The sequence below is a fragment of the Sphingomonas sp. LM7 genome, from assembly GCF_002002925.1.
Taxonomy (GTDB): domain Bacteria; phylum Pseudomonadota; class Alphaproteobacteria; order Sphingomonadales; family Sphingomonadaceae; genus Sphingomonas.
In genome coordinates, this window is record NZ_CP019511.1 from 3,425,963 (window position 1) to 3,446,722 (window position 20,760).

General features: G+C 66.1%; 20 protein-coding genes and 1 riboswitch. Of the genes, 7 read left to right on the forward strand and 13 right to left on the reverse strand.

The genetic code is table 11. The features are described 5' to 3' along the window. Window positions 1-9: 9 nt before the first annotated feature. Together ybeY and BXU08_RS15965 are read right to left on the reverse strand one after the other, a co-directional pair. Window positions 10-519, reverse strand: coding sequence for an rRNA maturation RNase YbeY (ybeY, locus tag BXU08_RS15960; protein WP_077510949.1), 510 nt, complete (start codon window positions 517-519; stop codon window positions 10-12). Continuing rightward, window positions 512-1,525, reverse strand: coding sequence for a PhoH family protein (locus BXU08_RS15965; protein WP_077510950.1), 1,014 nt, complete (start codon window positions 1,523-1,525; stop codon window positions 512-514). Before BXU08_RS15965 ends, ybeY begins: the two co-directional genes overlap by 8 nt. A gap of 218 nt (window positions 1,526-1,743) precedes the next feature. On the opposite strand from BXU08_RS15965, the gene BXU08_RS15970 reads away from it, so the two are divergent. Next, the gene (locus BXU08_RS15970) at window positions 1,744-2,175 is read left to right on the forward strand and encodes a hypothetical protein (protein ID WP_077510951.1); all 432 of its coding nucleotides are present in this window, start codon (window positions 1,744-1,746) and stop codon (window positions 2,173-2,175) included. On the opposite strand, the gene miaB is transcribed toward BXU08_RS15970, so the two are convergent. The 11 genes from miaB to BXU08_RS16025 all read right to left on the reverse strand — a co-directional run bounded on the left by miaB (window position 2,172) and on the right by BXU08_RS16025 (window position 10,925). Next, entirely contained in the window at window positions 2,172-3,485 is a 1,314-nt protein-coding gene (gene miaB / locus BXU08_RS15975) for a tRNA (N6-isopentenyl adenosine(37)-C2)-methylthiotransferase MiaB (protein WP_077510952.1), read from the reverse strand. The genes BXU08_RS15970 and miaB overlap by 4 nt on opposite strands. Window positions 3,486-3,536: 51 nt before the next feature. Then, window positions 3,537-4,316, reverse strand: coding sequence for a 1-acyl-sn-glycerol-3-phosphate acyltransferase (locus tag BXU08_RS15980; protein ID WP_150125663.1), 780 nt, complete (start codon window positions 4,314-4,316; stop codon window positions 3,537-3,539). A gap of 171 nt (window positions 4,317-4,487) precedes the next feature. After that, a complete protein-coding gene (locus tag BXU08_RS15985; protein WP_077510953.1) occupies window positions 4,488-4,910 on the reverse strand; it encodes a Fur family transcriptional regulator in 423 nt (140 codons plus the stop codon). Window positions 4,911-5,015: 105 nt separating this feature from the next. Then, entirely contained in the window at window positions 5,016-5,429 is a 414-nt protein-coding gene (locus tag BXU08_RS15990) for a MucR family transcriptional regulator (protein ID WP_077510954.1), read from the reverse strand. Between the two features lie 109 nt (window positions 5,430-5,538). Then, the gene (locus BXU08_RS15995; protein ID WP_077510955.1) at window positions 5,539-6,015 is read right to left on the reverse strand and encodes a GNAT family N-acetyltransferase; all 477 of its coding nucleotides are present in this window, start codon (window positions 6,013-6,015) and stop codon (window positions 5,539-5,541) included. Then, entirely contained in the window at window positions 6,012-6,644 is a 633-nt protein-coding gene (gene tsaB / locus BXU08_RS16000) for a tRNA (adenosine(37)-N6)-threonylcarbamoyltransferase complex dimerization subunit type 1 TsaB (RefSeq protein ID WP_077510956.1), read from the reverse strand. Before tsaB ends, BXU08_RS15995 begins: the two co-directional genes overlap by 4 nt. A 4-nt stretch (window positions 6,645-6,648) precedes the next feature. Continuing rightward, the gene (locus BXU08_RS16005; protein ID WP_077510957.1) at window positions 6,649-7,242 is read right to left on the reverse strand and encodes a malonic semialdehyde reductase; all 594 of its coding nucleotides are present in this window, start codon (window positions 7,240-7,242) and stop codon (window positions 6,649-6,651) included. A 30-nt stretch (window positions 7,243-7,272) separates the two neighbouring features. Next, window positions 7,273-7,848 (reverse strand): NifU family protein, encoded by a 576-nt coding sequence (locus tag BXU08_RS16010; RefSeq protein WP_077510958.1) that lies wholly within the window; start codon window positions 7,846-7,848, stop codon window positions 7,273-7,275. Window positions 7,849-7,920: 72 nt separating this feature from the next. Then, a complete protein-coding gene (locus BXU08_RS16015; protein ID WP_253190396.1) occupies window positions 7,921-8,193 on the reverse strand; it encodes a hypothetical protein in 273 nt (90 codons plus the stop codon). A gap of 103 nt (window positions 8,194-8,296) precedes the next feature. After that, window positions 8,297-9,793 carry an MFS transporter gene (locus BXU08_RS16020; protein ID WP_077510959.1) on the reverse strand — a complete coding sequence of 499 codons (1,497 nt, stop codon included), beginning with the start codon at window positions 9,791-9,793 and terminating at the stop codon, window positions 8,297-8,299. A 103-nt stretch (window positions 9,794-9,896) separates the two neighbouring features. Beyond that, complete coding sequence (locus BXU08_RS16025; RefSeq protein WP_077510960.1) at window positions 9,897-10,925, reverse strand: LacI family DNA-binding transcriptional regulator; 1,029 nt, start codon at window positions 10,923-10,925, stop codon at window positions 9,897-9,899. A 312-nt stretch (window positions 10,926-11,237) separates the two neighbouring features. On the opposite strand from BXU08_RS16025, the gene BXU08_RS16030 reads away from it, so the two are divergent. The 6 genes from BXU08_RS16030 (at window position 11,238) to BXU08_RS16055 (ending at window position 20,734) form a co-directional block, all read left to right on the forward strand. Next, on the forward strand, window positions 11,238-14,021 hold the full coding sequence (locus tag BXU08_RS16030) for a TonB-dependent receptor (RefSeq protein ID WP_077510961.1): 2,784 nt from the start codon (window positions 11,238-11,240) through the stop codon (window positions 14,019-14,021). Window positions 14,022-14,085: 64 nt separating this feature from the next. After that, window positions 14,086-15,597 carry a tryptophan halogenase family protein gene (locus BXU08_RS16035; protein ID WP_290439629.1) on the forward strand — a complete coding sequence of 504 codons (1,512 nt, stop codon included), beginning with the start codon at window positions 14,086-14,088 and terminating at the stop codon, window positions 15,595-15,597. Further along, window positions 15,594-17,381 (forward strand): alpha-amylase family glycosyl hydrolase, encoded by a 1,788-nt coding sequence (locus tag BXU08_RS16040; RefSeq protein WP_077510963.1) that lies wholly within the window; start codon window positions 15,594-15,596, stop codon window positions 17,379-17,381. Before BXU08_RS16035 ends, BXU08_RS16040 begins: the two co-directional genes overlap by 4 nt. Further along, the gene (locus tag BXU08_RS16045) at window positions 17,378-18,988 is read left to right on the forward strand and encodes an alpha-glucosidase (RefSeq protein WP_077510964.1); all 1,611 of its coding nucleotides are present in this window, start codon (window positions 17,378-17,380) and stop codon (window positions 18,986-18,988) included. The genes BXU08_RS16040 and BXU08_RS16045 overlap by 4 nt, the downstream gene beginning before the upstream one ends. A 122-nt stretch (window positions 18,989-19,110) precedes the next feature. After that, entirely contained in the window at window positions 19,111-19,893 is a 783-nt protein-coding gene (locus BXU08_RS16050) for an N-acetylmuramidase domain-containing protein (protein ID WP_171982545.1), read from the forward strand. 33 nt (window positions 19,894-19,926) lie between these two features. Continuing rightward, window positions 19,927-20,007, forward strand: a riboswitch (ZMP/ZTP riboswitch). A 16-nt stretch (window positions 20,008-20,023) separates the two neighbouring features. Continuing rightward, window positions 20,024-20,734 carry a DJ-1/PfpI family protein gene (locus BXU08_RS16055; RefSeq protein ID WP_077510965.1) on the forward strand — a complete coding sequence of 237 codons (711 nt, stop codon included), beginning with the start codon at window positions 20,024-20,026 and terminating at the stop codon, window positions 20,732-20,734. Window positions 20,735-20,760 lie beyond the last annotated feature (26 nt).

A 20,760-nucleotide genomic window follows, 5' to 3' on the forward strand; every position in this document is an offset into this window, starting at 1 on the left:
GGTGTGTGTTCAGTCCTCGCGTACGGGATACGGATCGTGAAGGCCGAGATTGGCGAGCGCGGCGCGCTCCATTTCCTCCATCGCCTCGGCTTCGGCGTCTCCCATATGGTCATAGCCTAGCAGATGGAGCACGCCGTGGACAATCAGGTGGCTGGCATGATCCTCCACGGAGATGCCGCGCTCCTCGGCTTCTGCCGCGCAGACGCCGTGGGCGAGGATGATGTCGCCCAGCAGGACTTCGCCGTCGTCGCTGTTCTGCGTCACCGATTCGAGCAGGTCGGGCTGCACCATCGGAAAGGACAGAACGTTGGTCGGCTTGTCCTTCTGACGATATTGGCGGTTGAGAGTCTGGACTTCGTCGTCGCTCGCCAGCCGCACGGCGATCTCGATCGTCGTCGGCCAGCCGAGCCATTCGCCGAACGGCGATTGCGCTACGGCGGCCTCTGCCGCGCGCGCGGCGAGGGCTTCCCATTCGCCTTCCGGCCAGGGCTCCTCGCGGAGCGCGGCGACGTCAAGCATTGGGGCCCTCATAGGCCTGGACGATGCGGCCGACGATCGGGTGGCGGACGACGTCGGCCGCGGTGAACCACGAAAACGAGATGCCTTCGACGCCTTCGAGCCGGCGCACGGCGTCGTTGAGGCCCGAGGCGGCGGGGCCGCCGGGCAAGTCGACCTGGTTGGGGTCGCCGCAGATCACCATCCGGCTGTTCGCGCCGAAGCGGGTGAGGAACATCTTCATCTGCGCGGGCGTGGTGTTCTGCGCTTCGTCGAGGATCACGAAGGCGTCGGCGAGCGTACGGCCGCGCATGAACGCGATTGGCGCGATCTCGATCTCGCCGCTGGCGATCCTCCGCTCGACCTGTTCGGCGGGAAGACAATCATACAGCGCGTCGTAGATCGGGCGGAGATAGGGATCGACCTTCTCCTTCATGTCGCCGGGCAGGAAGCCCAGCCGCTCGCCCGCCTCGACCGCGGGGCGAGACAGGATCAGCCGTTGTACGCTGCCGGTGATCAGCTGCGCGACGGCCTGCGCGACGGCGAGATAGGTCTTGCCGGTGCCCGCGGGCCCCAGGGCGAAGATCATGTCGTTCGACATCAGCTCGCGCATGTAATGCGTCTGCGCGACCGAGCGCGGCACGATCGTCTTCTTGCGCGTGCGGATCATGATCGGCGGCGCGCCGCCGCCGGTGCCCTCGGGGATGTCGGAGCGCAGGATGCCGGTGAGCGGCGGCTCGCTCGACATCGCGATCACAGCCTCGATCAGCCCGGTGTCGATGTCCTCGCCGCGGATCACCCGGCTGTGCAGCTCCTGGAGCACTTCGCGGGCATGCGCAACCGCCTCGGCCGAGCCTTCGATGACGACGCGCTGGCCGCGGGCGTGAATGTACACGCCCAGCCGCTCCTCGAGCGCGAGGATGTTGCTGTCATACTCGCCGAAAAGCTGCGGCAGGAGCTGGGGCTTGTCGAAATTGACCTCGGTGCGCGAGCGTTCCCCGGACTGGGCTTGGACAGGCTTGCGGCTCATGCGGTCCTTTCGGGCGGGAGAAAGCACGGGTTCGACCATGCGCGCGTGACAGGGATGTGAAGCGAGACGCACAAGTCGCCTGAAGAGGCGAAACCGGAAGCGAAGCAGGTTGTTCCGTGGTGCATGTGCAACTGCGAGACTGGCAGAGCGCGCCTCGCAAGGACAGCGTTTAATCTTCGCCGCTTCCCGGAAATCGCCGACTGTGCGATGAAAGTCACATGAAGGGCCGTCCCCCCATCACGCGAACGCCGCAGGACAAGAAGGCGCTGAGTTTGGCCAAGGACCGGCGGAACGCCTATGGCGAGAGCGACAAGGCGTCGCGCAAGGCGATCCCGGCGCGAAAGGCCGGCGAAAACCGCAAATCGCGCCGCAAGGCAGTGCACGCGCTCAAGGTCGTCGAGCGCGTTGACGAACGCGCCGCCGAAGTCATCGTCAGCTCGCTGGCGCATGACGTGGAGCGCGTCGGCGGCTGGACGAAGTCGCCCGACATGCCGCTCGGCGAAGTCGTCGCGCACGCGAAGCGGGCCGCCTTATCGCGCGAAGGGCGAAAGGGCCGGGTGCGCGCCGAGGCCGAACGGCAGAGGGCCGCTCCGGATTATTCGGGAACGATCATGATCGCGTCGACGATCCACGACGGGGACCGGGACTAGGCCGCCGCCCGCCGTAGCTCGACGCCCGCCAGCGAATTGGGATCGGCGCGCACGATGTCCACTTCGATCAGATCGCCGATCTTCGCATCCGTCATCAGATGGACCGACTGCAGCCAGGGCGACTTGCCGAGCATCTGGCCCGGCAGCTTGCCCTTGCGGTCGATCAGCACGGTGCAGCGCTTGCCGAAAGTCGCGGCGTTGAACGCGGCTTGGTCGCGGGCGATCGATGCCTGGAGCCGCGCGAGCCGCTCGACCATTACTTCCTCAGGCACGAAGCCATCGGTCATCTCGGCGGCGGGGGTGCCGGGGCGGGGGCTGTATTTGAAGCTGAAGCTCGCGGCATAGCCGACCTGATCGATCAGGCTCAGCGTCTCGGCGAAGTCTTCTTCGGTCTCGCCGGGGAAGCCGACGATGAAGTCGCCCGACAGCGCGATGTCGGGCCGTGCGGCGCGGACGCGATCGAGCAGCTTGAGGTAGGAGTCGCGGGTGTGCGACCGGTTCATCGCCTTGAGGATGCGGTCGCTGCCGGCTTGTACGGGGAGGTGTAGGTACGGCATCAGCTTCTCGACCTCGGAATGCGCGCGAATCAGGCCTTCGCGCATGTCGTTGGGATGGCTGGTGGTGTAGCGGATGCGGTGCAGCCCCGAGATCCGGTCGAGCGCGCGGATCAGCCCGTGCAAGCCGCGGCCCCCGGCATCGTCCCACGCATTCACGTTCTGGCCGAGCAGCGTGATCTCGCGCGCGCCGGCATCGACCAGCGCCTTCGCCTCGTCGACGATCGCGTCGAACGGCCGGCTGATCTCGGCGCCGCGGGTATAGGGCACCACGCAATAGGTGCAGAATTTGTCGCAGCCTTCCTGCACGGTGAGGAACGCCGAGGGGCTGACCTTCCGCCGCGCGGGCAACGCGCCGAACTTGGCGGTGGTCGGCATGTCGGTGTCGAGCGCGGCGGTGCCCGCGGCGGCCTGCGCGACCAAGGCGGGCAGATTGTGATAGGCCTGCGGGCCGACGACGACATCGACCTTGGCGCGCGCGATGATCACATCGCCCTCGGCCTGCGCGACGCAGCCGGCGACCGCGATCATCGGGTCCTTGCCGTGTTTCCGCAGGCGGCCAATGTCCGAATAGACCTTGTCGGTAGCCTTTTCGCGAATGTGGCAGGTGTTGAGCACGACGAGGTCGGCGGCACCGGCGTCGTCGATCGGCGTCATGCCCTGCGCGGCCATCAGCTCGCCCATGCGCTCGCCGTCATAGACGTTCATCTGGCAGCCGAACGACTTGACGTGGAAGGTTTTCGGGATCGGTTTCATTTGGGGGCGGCTATAGCTTGCATGGCACAATCCGTCACCCCGGGGTGGCGACTAGGGTTGCGGCGATGGCTTGTACCCGATCGCCTCCTCGGCAAACCGGAACGGGCGCAGCGGAAGGCCTAGCGCCCCCACCAGCGCGTCCTCGATGCGGCGGCGGCTCTCGGCGGCAATCGCCTTGCGGCCGGGGAAGTCGGCGGGGAAGAACGGCTCGAGGAAATGGACCTTGAGGGCGAAACCGCCCTTGCGCGCCAGGATGCGCCTGGCATTGTTGAGACCGCGCTCCTGGCCGATCCAGCCGATCTCCTCGCTCGCGTCGCCATAATCGAGCAGCACCGGCTGGACCATCACGCCGGGGGGCGGCGGCTCGAGCACGCGCAGCATCGGCGTCTTGAACGGGAGCAGCGACTTGCCGTCGGTGGTGGTGCCTTCGGGGAAGACGGTGATCGCCCAATTCTCTGCCAATGCGTCGCGCAGCTGGTTGATCTGCTCGGCGACGCCCAGCCGGTTCTCGCGCTTGACGTAGACGGTACGATTGAGCCCGGCGAGCCATCCGATCACCGGCGCGGCGCCGATCTCGGCCTTGGCGACGAACGCAGTGCCGCTCGCCCCGCCCAGCGCGAGGATGTCGATCCAGCTCAAATGGTTAGAGACGTAGAAGACGTCGCGGCGTAGCGGCACGCCGACCCGGACGACTCGCGCCCCGGCGATCCAGGCGGCGCGGCCAAGGAACCAGCGCGGCCAGGGCGAGGACAGCCGCAGCAGCCGCCACAGATAGTGCATCGGAACATGACTGAGCACTGCGAGCAGCAGCAATGCGACGCGGCCCCACATCCGCACCTGCTCGGCGAAAGTCAGCCTGGTCGGAATGCCGTCCGCAGCTTCGGCGCGGCGATCGCCGCCGGTATCGGTTCGCCCTAAGCTTGTCGAAGGGCGGCTATCCACGGCGTTCGTCCCTTGTGGCAAGGCGCACTTCGACAAGCTCCGTGCGAACGGTCGGTGGGCTTACGCCTTGCGGTCGAGCGCGACGCCGTAGAGTTCCATCCGATGATCGACGAGGCGGAAACCCAGCCGCTCGGCGATCTGCTTCTGGAGCAGCTCAAGCTCGGGATCGACGAATTCGATCACCTTGCCCGATTCGACGTCGATCAGATGGTCGTGATGCGCTTCGGGCGCGGGCTCGTAGCGCGCGCGGCCGTCGCCGAAATCGTGGCGGTCGAGGATGCCGGCCTCTTCGAACAGCCGCACGGTGCGATAGACCGTGGCGATCGAGATGCCGGGATCGATCGCGGAGGCGCGTTCATAGACTTTTTCGACGTCGGGATGATCCTCGGCATCGGAAAGGACGCGGGCGATCACCTTGCGCTGCTCGGTGATGCGCAGCCCCTTATCGTGGCAGAGTTGTTCGAGATCAATTTTGCGCGGCATGGCGCCGATGTAACGGCATTGCGCGCGAGGGGGAAGAGGGCAGCAAAACGCCGGCCGAAGCGTGTGCTCCGGCCGGCGCAAGATCGCGTTCGCGAGGGCGAATATTCAGCGCTTGCGGCGCTTGGTGCCCAGACCGATCTTCTTTGCGAGCGTGCGGCGCTGCTCGGCATAGTTGGGAGCGACCATCGGATAGTCAGCAGGAAGGTTCCACTTCGCGCGATACTGTTCCGGAGTCATCTGATAGTGCGTCATCAAGTGACGCTTAAGCATCTTGAGCTTCTTGCCGTCTTCGAGGCAGACAATGAAGTCCGGCTTCACCGAAGAACGGATCGAAACCGCAGGCTCCTGCTTCACTTCCGGCTCTGCGGCGGCATTGCCAAGGCCAGTCAATGCGCCATGTACGTTCTGAATAAGCACCGGAAGATCGGAAACAGCAACGCTATTGTTGCTCACATGTGCTGCAACAATATCCGCAGTAAGCGTGATTAGTGTTTCCTGAATCTCAGCTGAACCGTCCATCTTATTTCCTTCGACCCGATTTAATGGCGACTATAGGTGTCGCCTACGGCGACCCTATCGGACCATCCCAAACCAAAGGCAAGTCGTTAACCTTCAGTTACGGAAAAAATCAGCGAAGCTCGCGCGCATAGGTGTGGGCGTCAAACGCTTGTCCCATCTTGCCTCTGTAATAGTTCTTTCGCTCGCCGACCTTCTCGAAACCTTCGCGACGGTATAGCCGGACGGCATCGTTTCCCGAGCGTACCTCCAGATGAAGTTGCTCGACTCCACGCGTCCGGGCTTCGGCGATCACTGCACGCAATAGTGCCCCGGCGACTCCGCGCCGTCGCGCGGCAGGGCGAGTCGCGAGCAGCAGGAGCTCGGCTTCCTCGGCGGTCGTGCGTGCGAGCGCGAAGCCTGCATCGCCGCCATCGAGGCTGGCGATCACCAGCCACACGCCGGGGAGCGAGAGCATGCCAAGGCACTGCGCGCTGGTCCACGCCTCGCCGAAGCGCGGATCGAACGCATCTGCCATGATGCGGCTGACTTCGATCAGGTCCTGCGAGCCGCCTTCGCGCAGCTCGGTCAGATTGAGCGTGCCGCTCATGCCAGCCCGCGCTCGGCCAGCGTCTTCGCGTCGGGTGCGCGGCCATAGATCGGGCGCGCGGGAAGCGCAGCCAGCGCGGCGGGAAGCAGGCGGGCGTCGCTGGCGTCGGGCAGCGACTCGATCAGCAGGGCGTCGGGTGCCAGCGCGGACAGATGGCGGACGCCGTTGCCGATCGCGGGCCGGCCGCCGAGCGCCGCCAGTGCTGCGGCGGGAAGCAGCGACTGCAAGGGGCCGTCGGGCGCGAGCGGCGATGCCGTGAACGATTGCATGAAGACCTCACCGTGCCCGCCTTCGAGAATCACGGCAAGTGCGGGCCATTCCGGATGCGCCGCGAAGCCGGCCGCGGCGACCAGCGAGAGCGACGAATAGCCCGTTACTTCCGCTTTCCAGCCGATCGCCAGGCCCAGCGCCGCGGCGAGCCCGACACGCACGCCGGTGAAGCTGCCGGGACCGACATCGACGAGGATGCGCGGCGCGCGGCCCTGCCCGGGCAGCGCGCCGATCATCGGCACCAGGCGCTCGGCATGGCCGCGTCCGACCACTTCGTGTCCGCTGGCGATGACTTCGCCGTCCTGCAGCAATGCTACCGAACAGGCGGCAGTCGCAGTCTCGATGACGAGCGTCGCCAATGCGTCAGACGACGCGGTTGAACTGATCGAATTCGGGACGGGGAAGCCGTTCGAAGATGGTGGAGGGGTCGCCATGGCCCAGCGTTGAGATGAAGTTGGATTTCAGATTGGGCTGGTCGCTGAAGAACGCTGCGTCAACCTTGGCGTTGTCGAATCCCGACATGGGACCGGTATCGAAGCCGAGCGCGCGTGCCGCGATGAGGAAATAGGCGCCCTGCAGCGACGAATTGCGGAAGGCGTGGGTGTAGCGCGCGGTGTCGTCGGCGAACCAGTCCTTGGCGGTCGGCGCGTGCGGGAAGAGCCAGGGCAGCTGTTCGTTGAACGCGAGGTCCATCGCGATGATAACGGTGACCGGCGCCTTGCGGATCTTGTCGCCATTGGTGCCGCTCGACAGCTCGGCGAGCTTGTCCTTGCCTTCCTGGCTGGTCACCCAGACGAAGCGCGCCGCCTGCTGGTTGGCGGAGGTCGGGCCCATCTTCACCAGATCGTAGATGCGGCGGATGTCGGCGTCGGTCACCGGCGTGTCGTCGAAACCGTTATAGCTGCGCGCGGTACGAAAGATCGTATCCAGCCCCGCATCATCGAGGGGACGGCCCATATTCAATATCCTTTCAGCGGGAACGCGCGACTAGATGGCGCGGACTTCGGTGACTTCGGGAACATAGTATTTGAGCAATTGCTCGATCCCGTTCTTGAGCGTCGCGCTCGAAGACGGGCAGCCGGCGCAGGCGCCCTGCATCTGGAGATAGACCTTGCCCGCGTCGAAGCCGCGATAGACGATGTCGCCGCCGTCATTGGCGACCGCGGGGCGAATGCGCGTCTCGATCAGTTCGCGGATCTGCGCGACGATCTCGGCATCTTCGGGATGGTCGCCGAAATCGGCCGATTCGGGCGGGACCGAGATGCCCGCGGCGGTGCCGGCATTGAACAGCGGCATGTTGGCCGAGAAATGATCGAGCAGGATCGCCAGCACGTCGGGCTTGAGATCGCGCCATTCGACGCCCGGGCCCGCAGTGACAGAAATGAAGTCGCGGCCGAAGAACACCCCGGTCACGTCGCCGAAGGAGAACAGCGCGCTGGCCAGCGGCGATGCCTCGGCATCCTCCGGGCTGGCGAAGTCGCGGGTGCCCGCGTCCATCACCGTGCGTCCGGGAAGGAATTTGAGCGTGGCCGGGTTGGGCGTGGCTTCGGTCTCGATCAGCATGGCTGGCATGTGGCGCTTGTGCGGGTGCGGATCAAGCCAACACCGGGAAACGAAAGGTTTCGCGCCGGCAAGTCAGTCGCCGTCGCGCGGCTCGTGATGCGCGGCGTTGCTGACATCGTCGTCATGCCCGCTCTTGTCGCTGAAAAACGCCGCGGCGAACAATCCGCAGCCGAGCAAGGTCGAGAGGAAGACGCCGCCGATCGTCGCGACGATCGCCGAAGGATAAAGCGCGTCGTGGATCGAGAGATACCAGAGCGCGCCGATCACCATCAATACGCCGGCAAATGCGATCCACACCATCATCCGGCGGAATTCGCTCCAGGCCTTGCTGTGATCGGTAGACATGCGATGTCCTCTTCGCCTTGCGAAATGGGGGTGCGGCGAGACGGATCAACCGCAGCCTGTCATTTGGGTAGTGCCCAGGCCGCGCAACAGTGGACGAATTGTCCTAGCGCAAATTGCGCGTCAGCCGATCGACGCGCGTCATCGCCAGCGCGGCGAGCACCAGCGTTCCGGCCGCGAACGCCATCGTCCAGATCGGCTCGCCGGGGAAGAAGCGCTTCATGATCGATCCCATCGCCGTGGCGACCAGCAATTGCGGCATCACCACGAAGACGTTGAACAACCCCATATAGATGCCGAGCTTCTTCTGCGGCAGGCTGGAGGCGAGGATCGCATAGGGCATTGCGAGGATCGACGCCCAGGCGATGCCGATGCCCACTTCGCTGAGCAGCAGCCAGTGCCGGTCGGGCATCAGGAAGAAGCTGGCATAGCCCGCCGCGCCGCACAGTAGCCCGACGATATGAGTGCGGGCCTGGCCGATGCGCGCGGCCAGGAAGGGGAGCAGCGTCAGCGCCGCAATCGCGGCGACGCCGTTATAGGTGGCGAACAGCACGTCGACCCAGCTCGCGCCTTGCTGATAGCGCGCGTCGGTGGCGTTGGCGGCGCCATAGAAGACCTGGGTCACGATCGGCGTAGTGTTGATCCACATGATGAACAAGGCAGACCAGCTGAAGAACTGTGCGACCGCAAGCCGCTTCATCAGCAGCGGCATGCCGGAGAAATCGCCGACGATGCTGCTCAGCATGTTGGTCGCGGATCCGGCGCTGGCCAGCGCGATCGCGACGGCGCTGGCCAGGCCATAGCCGAGCAGCAGCGCGCCGAGCAGATAGACTTCCTTTTCGAGCCCGAACTGGCCGACCGCCCAGACGACCAGAGCGCCGGCGGCGAGCCACGCGGCGCTGGCGGCATAGCTGCGCGTCGCGAGCGGGCGCGCGGGGTCTTGCGTTTCGGCGGGTGCGTCGAATGCCGCCATGGCGTCGGGCGCGTATTCGCGAGTGGTGACGACCGTCCACAGCACCGAGAGGAACAGCGCGGCACCGCCGAACCAGAAGGCGTAGCGCACCGTGTCGGGGATGCGGCCGTCGACCACCGTGTTGGACACGCCGAAATGCTCGAGCGCCCAGGGGAAGATCGAGCCGACCACCGCGCCCGCGCCGATGAACGCCGTCTGCAGCGCATAGCCCGCGGCGTGCTGGTCCTTGCGCAGCATGTCGCCGACAAAGGCGCGGAACGGCTCCATCGAGACGTTGATCGAGGCGTCGAGCACCCACAGCATCACTGCGGCGAACAACAGCGCCGGCGCCAGCGGCATCGCGAACAGCGACAGCGCCGCGAGCAGTGCGCCGGCGAAGAAATAGGGCCGGCGGCGGCCCAGCCGGCCGAGCCAGGTGCGGTCGCTCAGATGCCCGATCACCGGCTGGACGAGCAGCCCGGTGAGCGGGGCGGCAACCCACAGCCACGGCAAGTCGTCGATATTGGCGCCGAAGGTCTGGAAGATCCGGCTCATATTCGCGTTCTGCAGCGCGAATCCGATCTGGATGCCGAAGAAGCCGAACGAGATGTTCCACAGGCCGGCAAAGGACTGGCGCGGTTTCTCGGTCATCGGGCGCCTCGCAAATTGACCCTCGGCTCCGGCGTCTCGCCAGGCGTGGTGGACCCCGGCACAAGGGCGGGGTGACAAAACGGAGTGAACAGCAAGGGTCGGCCTAGCCTGCCGACCCGCACGACCGCCGCACGATCAGCTTGGTCGGCAGCAGCGCCGATCCCACCGGCTGCTCGCGGATGCGGCCGATCAGCGTCTCGACCAACTTGCGCCCGGCGAGCCGCGGATCCTGCATCACCGTGGTGAGCGGCGGCGCGGCGCTGCTCGCGGCAGGGATGTCGTCGAAGCCGACCACCGCGACATCGTCGGGGATCGACTTGCCGGCAGCCTGCAGCGTGCGCATCGCGCCGATCGCGATCAGGTCGCTCGCCGCGAGGATCGCGTCGAACTTCTCGCCGCTGGCGAGCAGTGCATTGGCGGCGGCAGCACCCGATTCCTCGGTGGTGATCGCGTCGAACTGCAGCCCCGGACGCGGGATCACCCCGCCCTTCTTGAGCGCGGCGACATGACCGCGATAGCGATCGTGGAACTCGGGATAATGGCTGGAAGCACTGCCCAGAAACGCGATGTTGCGCCGCCCCAGTTCGAGCAAGTGGCGCGTCGCCTCCTTGCCCCCGCCATGATTGTCGCAGCCCACGGTCAGCCCCGAGGCTTCGGACTGGACCGAGCCCCAGCGCACGAAATGCGTCCCCGCATCCTCCAGCGCCTGCAGCCGCGAGCGATACAGCTCGTAATCGCCATAGCCGAGCAGGATGATCCCGTCGGCCTTGCGCGAATCCTCATAGTCATTGTGCCAGTCGCTGGAGAGCTGCTGGAAGCTGATCAGCAGGTCATGGTCATGCTCGGCGCAGGCGCGGATGATCGAGCCGAGCATCGAATGGAAGAACGGATTGATCAGCGAATCGTCGGCGGTCGGATCCTCGAAGAACAGCAGTGCCAGCGTCTGCGAATGCCGCGTGCGCAGGTTCGATGCCGCCTTGTCGACGCGGTAGTTGAGCTGCTTGGCGATCGATTCGATCCGCAGCCGCGTCGCCGGATTGACTCCCAGCTCGCCGCGCAGCGCGCGCGATACGGTGGGCTGCGAAACCCCTGCGAGTTGCGCGATGTCGAATGAGGTCGGCTTGCGTTGCATGCCCGGCGGCTCCTTCCCCGCGTACGGCTGTAGTCGCCGCTCCGCATAATATGCAGACAGCCCAGATCGCCCGCCGCGTCAACGGCGCGGGTGCGGTAAACGGGCCACGCGGGGCAGGGATCGGCATTGAATACGTATGTGGTTCGCTGGTCGAGCACCCCTGTTTCGGAAGAAGTGCGGATCGACGGCGGGCAGTCCATGGCCCGCAACATGTTGCGCAATACGAAACGACCGGCCGGAAGAGCCGGAAGCGAGCGCGTTTAGGGGAGACGGACTTTGATCAGATACTCGCGTGGCGCATCGGCCACTCGCATGGCTCTTGGGGTAAGCGGCCAGGCACTTGCGGCAGCGCTGGCACTTGCGGCATTCGCGGCGCCGGCACTGGCGCAGGATGCGCCGGCCGATGCGACCCAGGAGGAAGAGGCCCAGGCAGGCGACATCGTCGTCACCGGCATCCGCGCCTCGCTCGCCTCGTCGGCGGCGATCAAGCGCGACCAGGCGATGATCGTCGATTCGATCTCGTCGGAGGATATCGGCAAGCTGCCCGACGTATCGATCGCGGATTCGCTGGCCCGTCTGCCCGGCGTGACCGCGCAGCGCCTCGAAGGCCGCGACCAGCGCCTGTCGATCCGCGGCCTCGGCCCGGACTTCTCGACCACGCTGCTCAATGGCCGCGAGCAGGTCACCGTCGGCGACAATCGCGGCGTCGAGTATGATCAATATCCGTCGGAATTCTTCAAGACGGTCAATGTCTACAAGTCGGCGGACGCCTCGCTGGTCGCCGCGGGCATCGCCGGCACCGTCGATCTGCGCATGCTGCGCCCACTCGATTCGAAGCGCGCCTTCGTCGTCTCGGCCCGCGGCCAGATGAACGAGCAGGACAAGCTCAATCCCGATGGCTCGCGCTACGGCTATCGCGCGTCGGCGACCTTTGTCGACAAATTCGCCAACGACACGCTCGGCATTGCGATCGGCCTGTCCGCACAGAGTACGCCCACCCAGATCGAGCGCTACGCCGCCTGGGGCTTCCCGCCCGAGCCCGGTGCGGGCGGAAATCTGTTCCTCGGCGGCGCCAAGCCCTACGTCCAGTCGAACGTGCTCAAGCGCTATGGCGGCGTCGCGACCGTCGAATGGGCGCCAAGCGAGAATTTCCACTCGACCTTCGACGCGCTCTATTCGAACTTCGAGGAGACGCAGCGGCTGCGCGGCATCGAATTCCCGATCGCACCGACCTGGGGTTCGAACGCGATCATCCAGCCGGGTTATACCGTCGAGGACGGGCTGGTCACCGAAGCGACGCTGACCAATGTCGTCGCGGTCCAGCGCAACGACTATAACAAGCGCACCGCCAAGAACCTGTCGCTCGGCTGGAACAACGAGCTGCGCCTCAGCGACACGATCAACTTCGTGGTCGATGCCAGCTGGAGCCGCGCGACGCGCACCGATTTCCTGCTCGAGACCTATTCGGGCACCGGCTACAACTCGTCGGGCGCCAAGGACACGATCCGCATCTCGCACAATGACGACGGCACCTACGACATCGTGCCGACGCTCGATTACACCAATACCGGCATCATCAGCCTGACCGATCCGCGCGGCTGGGGCTTCAACGGCACCCAGACCGTGGTGCAGGCGGGCTTCCTCAACCGCCCGGACTTCACCGACGATCTCAAGTCGCTGCGCGCCAGCTTCAACGGTGAAATCGGCGGCAGCATCTTCAACCGCTGGGAAATCGGCGGGAATTACAGCCGCCGCGAGAAGCAGAGCCGCTACAAGTCGTACTTCCTCTGTCCGCCGGGCGGCGGCACCGGCTGCACCGTCGCCAGCGGCACGCCGACCAGCTTCGCGGTGCCCAGCGACGTGCTGCTCGATGAGCAGGTCTCGCTCGACTATCTCGGCGTTCCCGCGATGCTGACCTATGACCCAATGAAGGTCTATGGCCTGCTCAACCAGGTGTTCGACAATCGTCCGGACTCGCTGGTCCGCGACAACACGATCACCGAGAAGGTGCTGACCGGCTATGCCAAGCTGGCAATCGACGGCACCGTCGGCGGCAAGGCATTGAAGGGCTCGCTCGGCCTGCAGGTGATCCACACCAAGCAGGGATCGTCGGGCGCGATCGCCGCACTCCAGGCCGGTGTCGTCACCACCTCGCCGGTCGAGGACGAGACGAGCTACACCAACTTCCTGCCCTCGGCGACGTTCAGCGTCGAGCTGGAGGACGGCTTCTTCATCAAGCTCGGTGCCGCGCAGACGATGATCCGTCCGCGCCTCGATCAGGAGCGTATCACCCAGGCAGTCAGCATCGATTTCTCGAAGATCGGGACCGGCAGCCAGCCGCAGAACAGCCCGTTCAGCTCGACCGGCGGCAATTTCGCGCTGAAGCCCTATCAGTCGACCAACATCGACGTGTCGTTCGAGAAGTATTTCGGCGGGGGCGGCTATGTCGCGCTGACCGGCTTCTTCAAGCACCTCACCGACTTCGTCGATCCCAACGACAGCGTGCTCTATGATTTCTCGGCATTGCTCTCGGTGCTGCCGCCGGCGCAGCGCGCGATCGTGGTGGCGCAGAACGCGCAGTTCGGCCTGGTCCGGCAGCCGGCGAACACCGGCCGCGGCGAGATCCTTGGCGTCGAGGCGACTGCATCGCTGCCGTTCGGCGTGTTCAGCAGCGCGCTCGACGGCTTCGGCATCTTCGCCAGCGGCTCTTATGTCGACAGCAAGATCGTCTATGCCAACAACGCGCCGGTGACGCTGCCCGGACAGTCGAAGTGGATCGGCTCGGGCACCGCCTATTTCGAGAAGAGCGGCTTCCAGGCGCGCGCCACCTATCGCTGGCGTGACGAATTCCTTGCCGAACTGGCGGGTCTCTCGGCCAATCCGGAGTACCGCACGGGCAAGGCGGAGGGCGTGCTCGATGCCCAGATCGGGTATGAGTTCCAGAGCGGCCCGCTCACCGGCCTGTCGATCCTCGCCCAGGCGAAGAACCTCACCGACGCGCCGTTCGTGACCAGCGAGGCGGGCGACCAGCGGCTGGCGCGCGAGTATCAGCGCTATGGCCGCGATTACTATCTCGGCCTCACCTACAAGTTCTGAGGCATGTGCGTGGCCCGGTCTTCGCAGGGCGAAGGCCGGGCCGCGGCTTTCGGAGGAAAGTAGCGTGGCGTTCGAGCAACCCTATCGCATCGTCGTTGCCGGCGGCGGCACCGCGGGGTGGATGACCGCCGCGGCGCTGGTCCGCTTCCTCGGTCCCGGCTTCAGCATCGTGCTGGTCGAGTCCGAGGCGATCGGCACGGTCGGAGTGGGCGAGGCGACGATCCCCCAGATCCGGCTGTTCAACGCCGGGCTGGGGATCGACGAGAATGCGTTCATCGCCGCCACCCAGGCGAGCTTCAAACTGGGCATCGAATTCGTCGGCTGGACGAAGGGCGGGCGCTACATGCACGCGTTCGGCGACGTCGGCCGTGACAATGGCGGCGTCGCGTTCCAGCACAGCTGGCTGCGCGGACTAGCTGAAGGCGTGGCCGAGCCGCTGGCCGCCTATTCGCTCAACAACGCGGCGGCACTCTCCAACCGGATGCAGCGCGGCCCGGCGCGAACCGCGCAGATGCTGCCCGAAATGCCCTACGCGTTTCACTTCGACGCCGGCCTCTATGCGCGCTTCCTGCGGAATTATGCCGAGGCGCGGGGCGTCACCCGGCACGAAGGCAAGATCGTCGAGGTGCTGCGTGGCGGCGAGAGCGGCGACGTCACGGCGCTTCGTCTCGACGGCGATCGCAGCATCGAAGGCGATCTGTTTATCGATTGCACCGGGTTTCGCGGGCTGCTGATCGCCGAAACGCTCGGCGTCGAGTTCGAGGACTGGTCGCACTGGCTGCCCTGCGATCGTGCGCTCGCGGTGCCGAGCGCCCGCGCACGCGACTTCACGCCGTACACCCGCGCCACTGCGCACAGCGCCGGCTGGCAATGGCGCATCCCGCTCCAGCACCGCACCGGCAACGGCATCGTCTATTCGAGTGCGCACCTATCCGACGACGAAGCGGCGTCGCGCCTCCTCGCCAATCTCGACGAACCCGCGCTCGCCGAGCCGCGCGCGCTACGCTTCACCGCGGGCAAGCGCAAAGCCTTCTGGCAGGCGAACGTCATCGCCGTGGGACTGGCGAGCGGCTTTCTCGAACCGCTCGAATCGACCAGCATCCACCTGATCCAGTCGGCGATCGAGCGTATCCTCAAGCTGCTCCCGGGGCGCCGGATCAGCGATGCGCAACGCGCCGAATATGACCGCCAGACCAACCTCGAACTCGATCGCATCCGCGACTTCCTGATCCTCCATTATTGGGCCAACGATCGCGACGAGCCGTTCTGGCACGCGCGCCGCGAGACGCCGCTGCCCGAGGGGCTGGCGCACAAGATCGAGCTGTGGCGCGCTTGCGGACAGATCGTCCGCGAGGATGCCGATCTGTTCAGCGAAGTCGCCTGGCTGCAGGTGCTTGCGGGGCAAGGGATCGCGGCGGAGGGGTATCATCCGCTCGCCGACCAGCCCGCGTCTGGCCAGATCGCCGAATATCTCGATCTGCTCGCCAAGCTCACCGCGCGCGAAGTCGCGCAGATGCCCGACCACGCCGCCTTCATCCGCCAGCACTGCGCCGCGCGCGAGGATATTGCCGCATGAAGCTCGCCGCCTTCCTACTCGCCCTGCTCGCCGCAGCCCCCGCTGCCGCGCAAAGCTATCGCGATCGCCTGCCCGAGGACGAGATCCTCTATTTCCTGCTGCCCGACCGGTTCGAGAATGGCGACACCGCCAATGATCGCGGCGGGCTCAAGGGCGATCGGCTGGTCACCGGCTTCGACCCCACGCACAAGGGCTTCTATCACGGCGGCGACTTGAAGGGCCTGCTCAAGCGGCTCGACTATGTCGAGGCGCTCGGCGCGACGGCGATCTGGGTCGGGCCGATCTTCAGGAACAAGCCGGTGCAGGGTCCCAAGGGCCAGGAGTCCGCGGGCTATCACGGCTATTGGGTGACCGATTTCACGCGCGTCGATCCGCATCTCGGCAGCAATGCGGACTTCAAGGCCCTGGTCGATGCGGCGCATGCCCGCGGGATCAAGGTCTATATGGACATCATCGTCAATCACACCGCCGACGTGATCCAGTATCGCGAATGCGGCGACTGTGCGTACCGCAGCCGCGCCGACTATCCGTACGGCCGCAAAGGCGGCGTCGCCGGTGAGGCGATCAACGACGGCTTCGCCGGCGACGGGGTCCAGACGCCCGAGAATTTCGCCAAGCTGACGCGGCCTGATTACGCCTACACGCCGTTCGTGCCCGCGGCGGAAAAGGACGTGAAGGTCCCCGCCTGGCTCAACGATCCGATCTATTATCACAATCGCGGCAACTCGACCTTCGCCGGCGAGAGCTCGACGATGGGCGATTTCGTCGGGCTCGACGATGTCGCGACCGAGCATCCGCGGGTGATCGAAGGGATGATCGAGATCTTCGGCAGCTGGATCGATCGCTTCGGCATCGACGGCTTCCGCATCGATACCGCGCGGCATGTGAACCCCGAATTTTGGACCGCCTTCGTCCCGGCGATGGAAGCCCGCGCCAAGGCCAAGGGCATCCCCAATTTCCACATTTTCGGCGAAGTCGCCGATCCGGACCCGGCCGCGCTCGCCCGCCACACCCGCATCGACAAGCTGCCGACGGTGCTCGACTTCGCCTTCGCGCGCGCGGTCAACGCGGTGAGCGCGGGCGAGGCCGGGACCGACAAGCTCGCCGCGGTGTTCGCCGCCGATCCGCTCTACGAAGGCGGCGAGGCGACCGCGCGCAGGCTGCCGACCTTCATCGGCAACCACGATCAGGGCCGCGCTGCGTACTTCATCCGCAAGGCGCTGCCTGGGGCGAGCCCGTCCGAACTGCTCGCGCGCACCCGGCTGGCGCATGCGATGCTGCTCCTGCTGCGCGGCGTGCCGACGATCTATTCGGGCGACGAGCAGGGCTTCGTCGGCGACGGCGACGACCAGAATGCGCGCGAGGACATGTTCGCCAGCAAGACCGCAGTCTACAACGACAACCAGTTGCTCGGCACCGATCGCACCAACGCCGTCGCCAATTTTAACGCCGATCACCCGCTGTTCCGCGAAATCGCCACGCTTTCGAAGCTCCGCCGCGCCCATCCCGCGCTCACGCGCGGCCGACAGATCCTGCGCTTCGCGAGTGACAAGTCCGGGCTGTTCGCGGTCTCGCGCTTCGACCCGGTCACGGGCGGCGAAATCCTGATCGCCTTTAATTCAAGCGCCACGCCCTGGTCGGGCAACGTCGAAGTCGATCCCGGATCGGCGGCGTTCGAAGCGCTCGCCGGCGTCTGCCCCACCACGCCTGCCGCGCCCGGCAGCCTCACTCTCACGATACCCGCGTTCGGCTATGCCGTCTGCGCCGCCGGAAAGCCGAAATGAACGAACTGCTCGCCCACAAGCTCGATACCGACACGCACGACTGGTGGCGCGGCGCGGTGATCTACCAGATCTATCCGCGCAGCTTCGCCGATTCGAACGGCGACGGGGTCGGCGACCTTGCCGGGATCACCGCGCATCTCGATCATGTCGCGTCGCTCGGTGTCGATGCGATCTGGCTGTCGCCGTTCTTCACGTCGCCGATGCGCGATTTCGGCTACGACATCGCCGATTTCTGCGACGTCGATCCGATCTTCGGCACGCTCGCCGATTTCGACGCCTTGGTCGCCCGCGCGCATGCGCTCGGGCTCAAGGTGCTGATCGACCAGGTCTATTCGCACAGCTCGGACCAGCATCTCTGGTTCAAGGAGAGCCGCGCGTCGCGGACCAATCCCAAGGCCGATTGGTATGTCTGGGCCGATCCCAAGGCGGACGGTTCGCCGCCGACCAACTGGCAGTCGGTGTTCGGCGGCCCGGCCTGGACGTGGGACGCACGCCGCGGCCAATATTATCTGCACAATTTCCTGCGCGAGCAGCCCGACCTCAATTTCCACAACCCGCAAGTCCAGGACGCGACGCTGGCGACGGCCAAATTCTGGCTCGATCGCGGCGTCGATGGCTTTCGGCTCGATGCGCTTAACTTCTCGATGCACGATCCGGAACTGCGCGATAACCCGCCCGCGCCCGACACCGGCAAGCCCCGCACGCGCAGCTTCGATTTCCAGCAGCATCTCTACAATCAAAGCCACGCCGACATCCCGGCCTTCCTCGAGCGGATCCGCAAACTCACCGACAGCTATGGCGGCCGCTTCACCGTCGCCGAAGTGGGCGGCCCGAACCCCGAGGGCGAGATGCACGCCTTCACTGCGGGCGAGGCACGGCTCAATTCCGCGTACAGCTTCGCCTTCCTCTATGCCGACCGGCTGACCCCCGCTTTGGTGCGCGATGCGGCTGCCGGCTGGCCAGCCGAGCCGGGCATGGGCTGGCCAAGCTGGGCGTTCGAGAACCACGATGCGCCGCGCGCGCTGTCGCGATGGGTGGGCGAGGCACACCGAGCCGCTTTCGCCCGGGTGAAGATGCTGCTGCTGCTGTCGCTGCGTGGCAATGCGATCCTGTTTCAGGGCGAGGAACTGGGGCTGACCCAGGTCGAGATCGGCTTCGCCGACCTCCAGGACCCTGAGGCGATCGCCAACTGGCCGCTGACCTTGAGCCGCGACGGGGTGCGCACGCCGCTGCCGTGGCGGGCCGCCGCGCCTGCGCTCGGCTTCACCAGCGGCAGGCCCTGGCTCCCGGTCGGCGGCGACCACGCCGCGCTCGCGGTCGATCGGCAGGAGGCCGACCCGCAGTCGCTGCTCAACCTCACGCGGCAATTGATTGCACTCCGCCACGCCCATCCGGCTCTGATCACCGGCACGATCGCGATCCGCGAGGCCGGCGATGCGCTGCTGGTCTTCGAGCGCAAGGCGGGGCAGGCGCTGTTTTGCGCATTCAACCTGGGCGAACAGGCGGTGCCGCTGCCGGCGGACTTCCGCGATCGTCGCGTCGTCCAGGCCGTCAACGGCGCCACGCTCGACGTGCTGCCGCCCTTTGCCGGGCTCATCGCCGAATAACGTTTCGCTGCCGTCCGTTTTGATTGCCATGCGGGCGGGGCGAGCGTAGAATTCCTGCAGGGAATCGCATCCTTCCGGAAACTGCCGGGCAGTAGCTGTCTTGCTTCCACGAGGATTGAGCGATGACCGAATTCACCGGACCTGCCACGCGTTTCAGCCAGGATGCCATCCAGAAGGCGGCCGACGAGATCGGCTGCGACGTCGCCGCCGTGAAGGCGGTGATCGATGTCGAGAGCCGCGGCGGCTTCCTGTCCGATACCCGCCCCAAGATCCTGTTCGAGCGCCATGTGTTCAGCAAGCGCACCGGCGGCAGGTTCGACCAGTCGAACCCCGACATCTCGTCGACCAAGCCGGGCGGCTACAAGGGCGGCGCCGCCGAATTCGATCGGCTCGCGCGGGCGATCGCGCTGGACCGCAGGGCCGCGCTCCAATCGGCGAGCTGGGGCGCGTTCCAGATCATGGGCTATCACCACGAAGCGCTGGGCAAGCCCGATGTCGAGGATTTCTGCCGCGGCATGTGCAATTCGGAGGACGATCACCTCGACGCGTTCGTCCGCTTCGTGAAGCTCAACCGGCTCGACGACGAGCTGCGCCGCCGCGACTGGGCAGGGTTCGCCCGCGGCTATAATGGCCCGGCCTATCTCAAGAACCGCTACGACACCAAGATGGCGGCGGCGTATACGCTGCACGCGATGTCGTCGGCGCGGGCGGACGTCATCGAGCGCACGCTCAAGATGGGCGACGACGGCGAGGATGTCGAACGGCTGCAGGAAAAGCTCGGCCTTACCGCCGACGGCGATTTCGGTCCGAACACCAAGGCGGCGGTGATCGCGTTCCAGCAACAGCATGGCCTCACTGCGGACGGTATTGTCGGCGCGAAGACGCGGCAGGCGCTGGGGGTCTGAGCTTGCCTGCCGCGCGGGTGAGGCCTATCCTCGCCGCACCCGCGTGACTGGCGACAGGATGGAGTACCATCGGGAAGCGCAGGGCTGAACTGCCGCATCGCCTGGGCACCCCTCGCATCTTGGAGGAACCATGCCCGACGCCGCGCCGCTCCATATCGCCTTCCTGCTCTTTCCCGATGTCACCCAGCTCGACCTCACCGGGCCTGCGCAGGTGCTGTCGCGCCTCGGCAACGTGAAGCTCGATCTGGTCGCGAAGACGCGCGATCCGGTGCCGACCGATGCGCAATTTGCGCTGTTGCCCACTGCAACCTTCGCAGATGTGCCCCGCACCGACATTCTCTGCGTTCCCGGCGGCTTCGGCACCGTCGCGGCGATGGAGGATGACGAGACGCTCACCTGGGTCCGCCAAGTCGCCGGCACCGCGACATGGGCGACCAGCGTGTGTACCGGCTCGTTGGTCCTCGCCGCAGCCGGCCTGCTTACCGGCTACCGTGCGGCGTGCCACTGGGCATCGCGAGAGCAGCTTGCCTGGTTCGGTGCTGAACCGGTGGCCGAGCGCGTGGTGTTCGATCGCAATCGCGTTACCGGCGGCGGCGTCACTGCGGGAATCGATTTCGCGCTGGCGCTTACGGCAGCGATCCGCGGCGAGGACCATGCCCGATTCGTCCAGCTGAGCCTCGAATATGATCCCGCGCCGCCGTTCGACAGCGGCTCGCCCGAGCGCGCCGATCCCGCCACGCTCGCGCGATACCGGGCGATGGTCGAGAAATTCGCGCCGGGCCGGGCAGACAAGGTGCGCGCGATCGCCGAGCGGCTGGCGGAGCGCGGTCCGGGCGGCTAGGCGTGGCGCGTCCAACAGGAGTAGCC

Excerpts from the sequence above, each read along its gene's own strand:
- BXU08_RS15995 (WP_077510955.1), bottom strand. The coding sequence starts at position 6,015 with ATGAGCGGCACGCTCAATCTGACCGAGCTGCGCGAAGGCGGCTCGCAG.
- BXU08_RS16005 (WP_077510957.1), bottom strand. The coding sequence starts at position 7,242 with ATGGGCCGTCCCCTCGATGATGCGGGGCTGGATACGATCTTTCGTACC.
- BXU08_RS16055 (WP_077510965.1), top strand. The coding sequence starts at position 20,024 with ATGCCCGACGCCGCGCCGCTCCATATCGCCTTCCTGCTCTTTCCCGAT.
- BXU08_RS16010 (WP_077510958.1), bottom strand. The coding sequence starts at position 7,848 with ATGCTGATCGAGACCGAAGCCACGCCCAACCCGGCCACGCTCAAATTC.
- BXU08_RS16025 (WP_077510960.1), bottom strand. The coding sequence starts at position 10,925 with ATGCAACGCAAGCCGACCTCATTCGACATCGCGCAACTCGCAGGGGTT.
- BXU08_RS15985 (WP_077510953.1), bottom strand. The coding sequence starts at position 4,910 with ATGCCGCGCAAAATTGATCTCGAACAACTCTGCCACGATAAGGGGCTG.
- BXU08_RS15970 (WP_077510951.1), top strand. The coding sequence starts at position 1,744 with ATGAAGGGCCGTCCCCCCATCACGCGAACGCCGCAGGACAAGAAGGCG.
- BXU08_RS16040 (WP_077510963.1), top strand. The coding sequence starts at position 15,594 with ATGAAGCTCGCCGCCTTCCTACTCGCCCTGCTCGCCGCAGCCCCCGCT.
- BXU08_RS16045 (WP_077510964.1), top strand. The coding sequence starts at position 17,378 with ATGAACGAACTGCTCGCCCACAAGCTCGATACCGACACGCACGACTGG.
- BXU08_RS16015 (WP_253190396.1), bottom strand. The coding sequence starts at position 8,193 with ATGTCTACCGATCACAGCAAGGCCTGGAGCGAATTCCGCCGGATGATG.
- BXU08_RS16030 (WP_077510961.1), top strand. The coding sequence starts at position 11,238 with ATGGCTCTTGGGGTAAGCGGCCAGGCACTTGCGGCAGCGCTGGCACTT.
- miaB (WP_077510952.1), bottom strand. The coding sequence starts at position 3,485 with ATGAAACCGATCCCGAAAACCTTCCACGTCAAGTCGTTCGGCTGCCAG.
- BXU08_RS15965 (WP_077510950.1), bottom strand. The coding sequence starts at position 1,525 with ATGAGCCGCAAGCCTGTCCAAGCCCAGTCCGGGGAACGCTCGCGCACC.
- ybeY (WP_077510949.1), bottom strand. The coding sequence starts at position 519 with ATGCTTGACGTCGCCGCGCTCCGCGAGGAGCCCTGGCCGGAAGGCGAA.
- BXU08_RS16020 (WP_077510959.1), bottom strand. The coding sequence starts at position 9,793 with ATGACCGAGAAACCGCGCCAGTCCTTTGCCGGCCTGTGGAACATCTCG.
- BXU08_RS15980 (WP_150125663.1), bottom strand. The coding sequence starts at position 4,316 with ATGTGGGGCCGCGTCGCATTGCTGCTGCTCGCAGTGCTCAGTCATGTT.
- BXU08_RS15990 (WP_077510954.1), bottom strand. The coding sequence starts at position 5,429 with ATGGACGGTTCAGCTGAGATTCAGGAAACACTAATCACGCTTACTGCG.
- BXU08_RS16050 (WP_171982545.1), top strand. The coding sequence starts at position 19,111 with ATGACCGAATTCACCGGACCTGCCACGCGTTTCAGCCAGGATGCCATC.